We start from the raw sequence: 11,279 nt of genomic DNA, 5'->3' as shown, positions 1-11,279 counted from the left end.
ATTCCGGCGCTCACCACCGCCGCCGTCATCTTTACAGGTATTTTAGGCGCTACCTTTAATCACAAGCTGCTGGCTGTCTTTGGCATTAAAAGCGACTTGGCCGCAGGGCTGGCCATCGGCGCGTCCAGCCACGGCCTTGGCACCAGCGCCTGCGCCGCCGTCAGCACAATTCAACTGGCCATCGGCGGTGTGGCTATCGCCCTGACGGGCATCGCCACCTCTGTCTTTGCGCCCCTGCTGCTGCCGCTTCTGCAAAGCGTTTGGTAATAAGAGTAGCGCTGCGCAATCACAGCATAAACAGTCAAAGCCTGCTTTCGCAAAACTGCGGAGGCAGGCTTTTTAGTTGTAAGACACCTATAGCATATACTAATTAATCATTGTTCTGCCAATGCTTCGGTAAATACATAATATTCATCTTTTCCGTACCGTCATATATAACTTTGCATTTTATTCCATACACATCATATATAAATTTTTCAGTCAGTAAATTCTTAGGTTTTCCGTTGCCGATTATTTTTCCATTTTTCAAAGCAACTAATCTGTCGCAATACATTGCAGCAATATTCAAATCATGTATGGCGGCTACAACGCTTATATTCAAACTTTTCACTATATCCATAATCTGTAATTGATATTTAATATCCAAGTGATTTGTAGGTTCGTCCAAAACCAAGCACCTTGTTTGTTGAGTTAAGGCTCTTGCTAGAATAACACGCTGTTGTTCCCCGCCAGATAATGTAGAAAAATTACGCTCAGCAAATTCCTCTAATCCCACTGTTTTTAAGGAATTAAACGCAATAGTATAATCTTGATCATTGGTATTTTCAAAAATGCCTTTATTAGGAGCACGCCCCATTAAAACTATCTCTAATACGGAAAAGTCAAAATTATAAAAATTATGCTGAGCAACTACAGCCAACCGCTGTGCAGATTCCCTGTAGCTAAGCTCATCTAAATTTTTTCCATCAAATCTAATCGTTCCAGAGCTAGGACACAGTACCCGATACACACATTTAAGAAATGTACTTTTTCCGCTGCCATTAGGTCCTATAATTCCTACAAATTCTCTATCATGTAAGTTAAAATCTAACTTTTCTAAAATATGCCTTTTATTAAAAATGACATTTATTGCCTGCGCCGTAATTTCCATTTACTACTACTGTCCTCCAAACCCATAAGTTCGTTTTATCATAAGATAAATAAATGTAGGCGCACCTATCATTGAAATTAAAATGCCTATCGGAAGCTCAGTGCGAGGAATAATAACCCTGCACCCTAAATCAGCCCAAATCAAAAAAAGCAGCTCCTGTTATCGCAGACAATGGTATGAGCCTAGCATGATTAGAGCCAGTAAGCATTCGTACAATATGCGGTACAATTAAACCAACAAAACCAATCATTCCGGCAGCATAAACTATGAAGCCTACTATAAAAGTACTTAATAATAAATAAAGCTGACGGTATCTGTGTAAACTATATCCTAACGTAATAGCAGCCTCATCACCCAACAACATAATATTTAAAATATTTCTTTGCGACCAAAAGAAAACAGTCCCCAATAATATTACTGGAACCAATATTGCAATGAGGCTCCATTTAGCTCCTGCAAGACTTCCCATTAACCAATAAGAAATAGTTTGCATTCCTTCTAAATTATTAGCAAAATATACTACGAAGCTAGCAAAAGCTGAACAAACAGCATTGAGAACCATACCAGATAAAATCAATTTAACAGAATTAGCTTGCCCACCTATATTGGCTATTATGAGAACCAATAAAGATACTAAAAATGCGCCAGCGAACGCTGCTAACCCTATAAAATTTTCTCCCAAAAAGACTCCTATTCCTAATAAAATTGCAATCGTAGCACCTAACGAGGCTCCTGATGATATACCTAAAATATATGGATCAGCCAGAGGATTTTTGACTATGGCCTGCATAATAACACCTGTTACAGAAAGTCCTGCGCCTACACACATCGCTAAAATTATCCGCGGCATGCGCAGCAGCCAAATAATATCATATATCGGTCCCTGTCCTCCATCCTCAACAAGGAAAGGATATTGTAAGCCCTGCAGTAAAACTTTTATAATTTGGCGTACCGGTATAGAAGCATTTCCGTAACTAAGAGCAGTAAAAAAGCTTATAATAAGAAATATTATCATACCGCCCAGCAGAAAATATATTTTCAACTTCATGATGAAACGCTCGCTTTCGTCAACCCACTTGCAAAAATCTCTATAGCGTCTACTACCCTAACACCTGGACTGCGAATAGTATAAAAAGGAATAATGTAACAGCTATTGTTCCTTATGCAGTGCAAACTACGCAAAGCAGGTATATTTTTAAATTTTTCCAGCATCAGATGAGCATATTCAGGAGATGAAGAAATAAAAACTACATCAGGATCATTTATCAAAATTTCTTCCAAGCTAATGGTTTCATTTTCACCTATTTTCTCATTTTCTTTACCAAGCACTATACCGCCAAGCTGTGTAACTAAATCACCTGGTAAGGTTCTGGGCGTATATATACTAACACCGCTTCCAATGCTGCTGATAATTAAAACTTTAGGTTTTCTGCCTAAAGAAAGTCTATTTTTGCAAGCGCCAATTCTTTCTGTAATATTATGAATGATATTTTCTGCTTGCGTTTCCTTACCAACAATTCTTCCTACATCTTTAATATATTTTATTTCATCCTCTAATGTATGCGTAGGTTGAAATTCTGCTCCATTTAATAAATTCATATAAACATTTACATGACGTTTATTCCAAAAATCAGTAGTTCCTATAGAACGACCTTTACCGCTAAAATCAAAATACCAACCTAAAATAAAATCCGGCTCCATTAAAAGAACGCTCTCCTGTGAAAACACCTGCCTGCTTCTTATAGGTATCTTCTCAAAGGCTTCCCTATGCTCTGGCTTAAGATAATTTTCATTAGCCAAACCGCCAAAAGCAATAATTTTATCAACAGCCCCTAAAGCAATCAAGGTTTCTACAGAATTTTGCCATAAAGCTACTACCTTTTTCGGATGCCTTGGATAAATATAATCATGCTTTTTCAAATCCGAACCGTAGCTGGTAACGACAAAAGAACTGCTATCATCTTTTTTTACAGTATTAACTTTTGAATCTAAATCTTTGGAAACGCATCCGCTTATCATTATGCAGATACTCAAAAACATAAAAACAATTACTCGCATAAGCTAATTTTAAAGAAGTATAATCAAAGGCTTTTATAGAGCCTTCGATTATACTCAAGAATAATATTATTAAAAATCAAATTTTGCCGATACCATAAAAGTTCTCGGAGCGCCTAATCCTATAGAATTTGAACCTGCAGCATACCAGTAATCACGGTCAAACACATTATAGCACATAGCGCTGATCGTTACGGGATTATTTCCCCACTTAGTTTTATAGCTTGCGCCTAAATCTAGGATGGTTGCTGAAGGAATATCTATTGGAGCCGCATAAGAAGATGTTTCTCTAATGCTTGTAGTACCAGTATAGTTTATTCTGCCAGTAATATTCCAACTGTCGTCTGGCTTATAAATTAAAGCTAAATCTCCGCTTAAACGAGGTATACCGCTTACGACGCGGCCGTCATTAACTCCACCTTGCGTTTTATTCTGGTAAGCGTGCAAATAGGATACACCGAAAATAGCGTCCCATTTTTTATTTAAACTGCCAACAACAGAATATTCTATACCACGATGGCGTTCTTCACCATCCAAAGCCCTTACTTTATATTTAGGCCCTTCTGATACAAGAATATCAATAGCATTTTCCTGAGTAATATCAAATAAGCTCAAGGTATGCAAAAGATTTCCGCTCTTGACCTTCATACCTATCTCATTTTGTTTAGTTTTGGTAGGTGGAAGCATTGCACCATCATTATTATAGCTAGTACCTACAGCAGAGCCCTCAGTAAAGGTCTCCGTATGGTCGGCATAAAAGGACAGATTAGGTGAAGCCTTATAAACTATAGCAGCCACAGGACTGGTAGCGTCGCTAATACGGCGTAATCCGCTGTTGCTGCCATTATCATAATTAGTAGTCTCAACCCTATGGCCGTGCATGCCTAAGGTTAATTCCACCTTTTTATCTGGTGTCGTAATTGTATCCAAAACACTCCAGCCATACATTACTGTCGTATACTGATGGGTAATAGGGTCCCAAAATACATTAGGCTTGGGCGTAGGACTGCCTGTATAAATATTGCCGCTAACATTATATTTGTTATTATTACTTACATTATTAACTCTATCTCGCTTAAAATCCTGACGTTCAACATTTACTACCCAATCATTCTGCCAGCCGCCTGCCATAAATTTACCTTTAAAGCCAGCGCCTAAATAAGTATTAGTATGATAAACAGGCATCTGTGTATAAACACCAGTATAATTGCCTGCCATATCGTTCAATGTACGGGAACTCCATTGCTGCAGCCAGCTGGTATAGTCTTCTTTATGATAGCCAGCATTAATAAAATAGCTTAAGCCATTCTCCCCCCAAAATTTTGTTCATGATTTAAAACTACTACAGTATTTTTATATGTATCGTTATTCCAAGTCGGCGCTAAGGTTTTAGTGTTCTTAGGTACTTGCGGCAAAGATGTAATTGCAGAACCCAAATTAATGGTACTACCCAAACCGCTGTTATTATCATAATCATATCCTGCCAACAAATTAGTTTTAGAATGCTTGCCTTTACGATCCAAATTTAAATAAACATTTCGCTGCTTATCATTCGCACCATCTTGGCGTAAATCGCCTACTGCATTCATCGCATTTAAACGTAGGCCCCATTCCTTATCCTTACCAAAACGATCCCCAACGTCAATTTTCTGAATCAAATAACTATCGCTGGCCCAGCCTAATTCCACACTGGCATTACGGCTGTCTCCAGCTTTTTTACTAGTCATATTGATAGAACCGCCTGACTGCGCATTAAAAGGGGAAGAATTTCCTGCTACGCCAATAGCGGGACCTGAAATAAAGGAAACAGATTCGGCAAAATTATATGGCATTTGTTTCTGATGCGTCATGTTAGGCACGCCGTTTAAATTCCATGCTTTAGCAGAACCAGAAAATCCTCTAATATATACGCTTGTATCCATAGACCCATTAGTTGTACGTATAGAAGGATCCAAGGTCAAAGCATCCAGCATACCTCTGCCGGGACGGGAAAATTCATCAATAACCTTACTTGTTAAGGTCACTTGATGTAATGGCGTTTCCATAACCGACTTTTTACCCAATAAGCCCACTTCTTGTGTTGTAGCAAAGCGTCCGTCTGCAATAGTTAGCCTGTCAGCCTCAACAACAATCTCATCAAGAGTCGTACTCATAATATCTTCTGCATAACATACCGAAGCCGCTGCTTGTAATATAGTCAACAATACAGCAAATTTCAAATTTTTTCTCTTCATCATATAAACCCCCTTAACACCGATAAATTTAACAGCAAACAATTTTAAATAGCAATTGTATTCAATACTGTTTTATAGTATTATAAAGGTGTGAGTAAGTCACAAGTCAAGGGATTTTAGAAAAGAGATGTTATAATTTACCATGAATACTACAGGCTTTTTGACTGTAAGAGAGTTCAGCAGTTTTACGCACATTCCTATTGATACAATTAAATACTACGACCGTATCGGAATACTAAAGCCAGCGCATGTTGGAGATAATAAATATCGTTATTATTTGCCCGAGCAAGCATTGCAATTAACCAGAATCATTTTTGGAGTTAAAGCACAGATACCCTTACAAATTATTAAACAAACTATAGAAGAAAATGACTTCAAGCTTTCTATGAAGCATTATATGGATATATATAAAATTTTAGATAAATCCATAAAAGAGTATAATGCAGTTCGCAATACTATATATAACCTTAATTATTACTACCGTCTCACTGAACTTCATCAAGCAAATACGATTTTCACTATTTATTTACCTGAATGGTTTATGATCCACTCAGCTCCTCTCAATATAAACGCCAATTATACAGAAAATGATTCCAATATAGCAAATGATTTATTTTTCAAGGGATTCTATGATAATACCTGGCCACATTATCAATTAGGCGCATACTACTCTATAAAAAACGTACTCAAACAAGATTTTTCTGTTGCTCGTTTCTTTTTAAAAACTGACCATCCTGAAGAATTTGATAAAAACGAGTTAGGATTTAATCCGTCAGGGAATTATTTATGCTATTTTTCATACGACAACGGCAAAAATTTAGCTATGACAGTAAAAAAATTTCTCAAAGCGTTAAAATCCTTATCTAAAGATTTTACTGGTAATATTTACGCCGTTAATATTATTAATAGCTTGATGACCAGTAACGCCAACGATTACTGTACTTTGATTTACGCGAAGGAAAAAGAAGATGAATAACTATATCAGTAGTAATAACACTTTAAAATATGATTCCATAAGGCGCAAAATAATTACATACTCTTATGAAAGCCAGCAAGGAAAATCCTTATTGCAAAAGCGCTTTGGTAATTTAAAAACCATACACATAATTGCTGTTTGCGTAAGATTATATCCTGCTAAAGATATAACAAATTTCAGACGCAATCCTGCTTTTAAAATTGCTTTTTACATATATTATGATATGCTGGAAAATTTATTGGAAGCAAAAAAAGCCGTATTGGAAATATGTCAGCACAAAAATCTGCTCACCATCATTTTAACAGAACCCGATACAAATATACAGCTTCATACCATAGAATTAATTAACAAATTATACGATCTGTTCAAATCGATAAATACAGCTTTATCAGAATGCGAAGAGCCTTTACTGCAAATAGCCATCTCCGCTGACTGCGGATACACACATTTTAGCACATCTGATAATACTAAAAAAAATCTTTGGTTGGGAGATGTATTAGAACGGGCAGAAATTTTATGTAATAACGCTAATAACGATCATTATCCAAATTTATTGATTTCGCACGCTATCTATCAACAGCTCACAAAAATAGAGCAAGAATATTTTACCAAAGCCTATTATATAAATCATATCGCTTGTTATGGCTGCTCTGCGCAAAATATAACGACCCCATCCTAATACACCCCTCGAAGATACTCTTCGGAAAAAATAGGATTACTATCCAATTTTGTCCGAAGTTTTTTTCTTGCTAAAGTGCTTTGTTTCGGATAAAATAAGATTATAGTCCAATATTTTCCGAAAGAAGTGAATATAATGGTATACATCAACAGGCAGCTGCAAGACAAAGTATTGCAATTAAGCAAGGAATATCCTGTAATTTTAATTACCGGACCGCGTCAGGTTGGCAAAACCACCATGCTCCGCGAACTGATGAAGCATGAAATGCAGCCTCGTGAATACGTCTCCTTGGACGACCTTAACGAGCGCGATTTGGCTCAAAATGATCCGGCTATGTTTTTGCAGATTCATCAGCCGCCACTTTTAATCGACGAAGTACAATACGCGCCCCAGCTCTTTACACATATAAAAATTCACGCCGACCAAAAACATATTCCCGGAAGCTTTTGGCTTACAGGCTCGCAGCTATATAAGCTGATGCGCGGCGTTCAGGAATCCTTAGCCGGACGGGTAGCGCTTTTAAAATTATTTTCCTTATCTCAAAGCGAACGATATGACAGCGAAGGTGCTCCTTTCCAAGTAAATCTTATGAATTTACGCAGCAAAAGCAATTCTGCGCCTGTGCTGACCGCGCCAAAGATTTTTGAAGATATTTGGCTAGGGAGTATGCCTGCTCTTTGCAGCGGTGAAGTTTCTGACCGTAATATTTTCTATTCCAGCTATCTCAGCACCTACCTTAACCGCGATGTACGCGAGCTTTCCAACGCTATCGATTCATTGAAGTTTATGAGGTTTATCACAGCGGTTTCCGCTCGATGCAGTCAACAGCTAAATTATAAAGGCATAGCCGATGATGCAGATATCGACCAAGCCACGGTCAAAAATTGGCTGAATATCCTGGAAACACTAGGCATAATTTTTTATTTGCATACCTATTCCAACAATGTCTTAAAGCGCACGTTAAAAACTCCTAAGCTTTATTTTTATGATACCGGATTAGTATGCTACCTAACAAAATGGAGCTCTCCGGAAGTAACCCAAAACGGCGCTATGAACGGTGCGCTCTTTGAAAATTACGTCGTTTCCGAAATCATGAAAAGCTATTATTATCATGGCTTAGAACCCTACGCTTATTACTACCGCGATAAGGATGCCAAAGAAATCGACCTGCTTTTAGAAAGCGACGGCAAGCTTTATCCCTTAGAAATAAAGAAGTCAGCCATGCCGGAAAAGCGTATGACCGCATCATTTTCCGTATTAGACAAAGCTCCGCTAAAACGAGGAACCGGCGCAATAATTTGTTTAAGCGAAAAACTGGGAGCTTTAGACAGCGAAACTCTCATAGTTCCCATAGGTTATATTTAAAAAGAAACAGCTTATGTCAGCGTAATTACGTACGCTTGCATAAGCTGTTTTTCTATGAAAATTTCCGCGCTTCTGCCAGCGCCCTCACAAATGATTTATCATGCCGCGCAGCTCCGTAAAGATAACGCCAGCTTTATCAGCAGGCAATACCTGGCAGGGCAGAGCGCGCAGATCGTCAATGCGCCAGCCAGCCTTTTGCTCCGCCAGCTTGTTCAGCGCTTCCTCCATATCGGCAGCCACCACAATAGCCAACGCATCAAGATAAAATTCGTTGTTTACGCAGGGCTCCTCGATCATGCTGTGACTGTGATAGGTCTTGTTGTGACGCCATAAGTAAATATTCATCCGCGCACCTCCTTGCTTTTCCTGATATTATTATACCATGCCTACCGCGGCTCTGTCATCGCCTTCGGCGCGCCAATCGCTGTGTACAAGCATTATATCACAAGCTCCAGCTGTGCGCTATTTACCAAAGACGCTGTTCACATAATTGACTGCGCTGACGGCGTTAGGCGCGTAATGCTCAGCGCCGATGGACGCAGCATATTCCTCTGTCAGCACTGCGCCGCCTACGACCACCTTGCAGTCGCTCACCTTGCGCAGCTCTGCAATCGTTTCCTCCATCGCGCCTACGGTCGTCGTCATCAGCGCCGACAGCCCCACCACCTTAGCGCCGCTTGTCTGCGCCGCCTCTACAATAGTATTCACAGGCACATCCTTGCCTAAATCCAGCACGCGGTAGCCGTAATTTTCCAGCAGCACCTTCACAATATTTTTGCCGATGTCGTGAATATCGCCGTGTACCGTAGCGATAATCACCGTTTCACCCTGAGTTTCGTCCACGCCCACAGCGTCGCGAATCACCTCGAAGGCTGCCTTAGCGGCGTCGGCGCTCATTAAAAGCTGGGGAAGGAACATAGTTTTCTTTTCAAAGCCGTTGCCCACAAAATCCAGCGCCGGAATCATATATTTATTGATAACCTCCAAGGGCGCTTCCTGCGTTAAAGCGGCGGCCGCAGCCTTGCGCGCTTCTCCCTGCAGACCCTTAACGATAGCGTCGTACAGACCCATTTCGCTAACCGCAGTCGCCGCAGCCTTAGGCGCATCGGCATAACGCTGCACGTATTCCTTGCAGCCTTCGTCATAGCCGCTCAGCGCACGATAGCCATAAAAAGCGTCCAGCATGGGCTTGCTCTGCGGGTTAATAATGCCGCAGGACAGCCCCGCCGCCAGAGCCAGCGTAAAGAAAGCACTGTTGACCGCCTCGCGTCCCGGCAGGCCAAAGGAAATATTGGACACGCCCATGACCGTATTGATACCCCGCGCCTTCATAGCGCGAATCACCTCGCAGGCAATGGCTGCGTTTTCCGCGCCGGTGGAAATAGTCAAAGCCAAGGGATCCACTACAATATTGCGGCTTTCAATGCCGTATTCAGCAGCGCGGGCGATAATTTTATCTGCCACGGCAATGCGTCCTGCCGCAGTATTGGGAATACCGCTGTCATCCAGGCACAAAGCGACCAGCACAGCGCCGTACTTTTTCGCCAGCGGCAGCACATGGCGCAGGCTGTCCTCCTTGCCGTTGACGGAATTGAGCATGGGCTTGCCGTTATACAGGCGCAGCGCTTTTTCCATAGCGTCGTAATTAGAGGTGTCGATTTGCAGCGGCGTATCGGTAATCGCCTGTAAAGCAGGTACGGCCTTAGCAATCATCGCAGGCTCGTCGATACCGGGAGAGCCCACGTTGACGTCAAGAATATGCGCGCCGCTGTTGATTTGCTCCAAGCCAAGGCGGCACACATAATCCAAATCGTTATTAGCTAAAGCCTCCTTCAAGCGTTTTTTGCCCGTCGGGTTAATGCGCTCGCCGATAATAACAGGCCCCTCGCCTAAATGCAATGCCCTGCCATAGGAGGACACAGCCGTCAAACGGCAGTCGCGGCAGCCTCCGGGCGGCAGCTGGCGGCATTTAGCAATCATCGCCGCAATATGCTGCGGCGTCGTACCGCAGCAGCCGCCGATAATGCTGGGTCCCTGCTGCGCCAGCTCATACATCAATTCGGCATATTCCTCCGGCCCTACGTCAAAGCAGGTCTTGCCGTCGCGCTGCACGGGCAGTCCGGCGTTGGGATTGATAATTACCGGCAGACTGGCAGCAGCCAGCATTTGCGGCAGCAGCTTGCCTACCTGCACCGGCCCCAGGCCGCAATTAAAGCCTATGGCGTCCACGCCCAGGCCCTCGCACATCACAGCAGCCGCTTCCACGGTAGCGCCCGTCAGCAGCTTGCCGTCCTCGTCGAAGGTCATGGTCACGCAAACCGGCAAATCGCAGTTTTCCTTGGCGGCCAAAACGGCGGCCTTGATTTCATAAGTGTCGCTCATAGTTTCTATTAAAATCAAATCGGCTCCGGCAGCCGCGCCATAGCGCACCATTTCGCTGTAGGAGGCCACGGCCTCCTCAAAGGGCAAATCGCCGTAGGGAGCCAGCAGCTTGCCCGTCGGACCTAAATTGAGAGCAACAAATTTATTTTCCCGACCGCCGCAGGCTTTCTTAGCGATAGCCACAGCCGCCTCGATGCTTTCCTTGCAGTCCAGTCCTGTCCCTTTCAGCTTAATGGGGTTAGCGCCAAAGGTATTGGACTTTACGATATTGGAGCCCACATCCAAATAGCCGCGGTGGACAGCCTCGACGATTTCCGGATGAATAAAGTTCCAGCTTTCCGGCAGTTCGCCGGGCTGCAGGCCGCGCGCCTGTAATTGGGTACCAGTCGCACCGTCAAAAAACAGCATTTGTTTACCTAATAGTTCCTTAAAATTCAT

The 11,279-nt window shown here is 42.1% G+C and carries 10 protein-coding genes and 1 pseudogene; 4 read left to right on the top strand and 7 right to left on the bottom strand.

What is annotated here, in order from left to right:
- On the top strand, positions 1 to 267 hold a 267-nt coding region (locus QZ105_RS02745; RefSeq protein ID WP_293728320.1), incomplete at its 5' end, for an LrgB family protein.
- A 103-nt stretch (positions 268 to 370) separates the two neighbouring features.
- Here the strand turns inward: QZ105_RS02745 and QZ105_RS02740 are convergent.
- The 5 genes and pseudogenes from QZ105_RS02740 to QZ105_RS02720 form a co-directional block, all read right to left on the bottom strand.
- Positions 371 to 1,150, bottom strand: a complete 780-nt coding sequence (locus QZ105_RS02740) for an ABC transporter ATP-binding protein (RefSeq protein ID WP_293728319.1) — start codon at positions 1,148 to 1,150, stop codon at positions 371 to 373.
- A 6-nt stretch (positions 1,151 to 1,156) separates the two neighbouring features.
- Positions 1,157 to 2,198: pseudogene (locus QZ105_RS02735) on the bottom strand (iron ABC transporter permease).
- Positions 2,195 to 3,190, bottom strand: coding sequence for an ABC transporter substrate-binding protein (locus tag QZ105_RS02730; RefSeq protein WP_293728317.1), 996 nt, complete (start codon positions 3,188 to 3,190; stop codon positions 2,195 to 2,197). The pseudogene QZ105_RS02735 and the gene QZ105_RS02730 overlap by 4 nt, the downstream one beginning before the upstream one ends.
- An 87-nt stretch (positions 3,191 to 3,277) precedes the next feature.
- Entirely contained in the window at positions 3,278 to 4,456 is a 1,179-nt protein-coding gene (locus QZ105_RS02725) for a TonB-dependent siderophore receptor (RefSeq protein WP_293728321.1), read from the bottom strand.
- Positions 4,457 to 4,503: 47 nt separating this feature from the next.
- Entirely contained in the window at positions 4,504 to 5,442 is a 939-nt protein-coding gene (locus QZ105_RS02720; protein WP_293728316.1) for a TonB-dependent receptor plug domain-containing protein, read from the bottom strand.
- Between the two features lie 139 nt (positions 5,443 to 5,581).
- Between QZ105_RS02720 and QZ105_RS02715 the strand changes: the two genes are divergently transcribed.
- The 3 genes from QZ105_RS02715 (at position 5,582) to QZ105_RS02705 (ending at position 8,459) form a co-directional block, all read left to right on the top strand.
- Positions 5,582 to 6,415: a MerR family DNA-binding transcriptional regulator gene (locus QZ105_RS02715; protein ID WP_293728315.1), complete on the top strand. Its 834-nt coding sequence runs from the start codon at positions 5,582 to 5,584 to the stop codon at positions 6,413 to 6,415.
- On the top strand, positions 6,408 to 7,094 hold the full coding sequence (locus QZ105_RS02710) for a hypothetical protein (RefSeq protein ID WP_293728314.1): 687 nt from the start codon (positions 6,408 to 6,410) through the stop codon (positions 7,092 to 7,094). Before QZ105_RS02715 ends, QZ105_RS02710 begins: the two co-directional genes overlap by 8 nt.
- 135 nt (positions 7,095 to 7,229) lie before the next feature.
- The gene (locus QZ105_RS02705; RefSeq protein WP_293728313.1) at positions 7,230 to 8,459 is read left to right on the top strand and encodes an ATP-binding protein; all 1,230 of its coding nucleotides are present in this window, start codon (positions 7,230 to 7,232) and stop codon (positions 8,457 to 8,459) included.
- An 84-nt stretch (positions 8,460 to 8,543) separates the two neighbouring features.
- On the opposite strand, the gene QZ105_RS02700 is transcribed toward QZ105_RS02705, so the two are convergent.
- A complete protein-coding gene (locus tag QZ105_RS02700) occupies positions 8,544 to 8,804 on the bottom strand; it encodes a hypothetical protein (protein WP_293728312.1) in 261 nt (86 codons plus the stop codon).
- Between the two features lie 117 nt (positions 8,805 to 8,921).
- Positions 8,922 to 11,279, bottom strand: a complete 2,358-nt coding sequence (locus QZ105_RS02695; protein ID WP_293728311.1) for a homocysteine S-methyltransferase family protein — start codon at positions 11,277 to 11,279, stop codon at positions 8,922 to 8,924.

Source organism: uncultured Phascolarctobacterium sp. (genome assembly GCF_905212365.1).
In the GTDB taxonomy this organism is placed as follows: Bacteria; Bacillota; Negativicutes; order Acidaminococcales; family Acidaminococcaceae; genus Phascolarctobacterium_A.
This window is presented reverse-complemented; position numbering and strand designations above follow the sequence as displayed.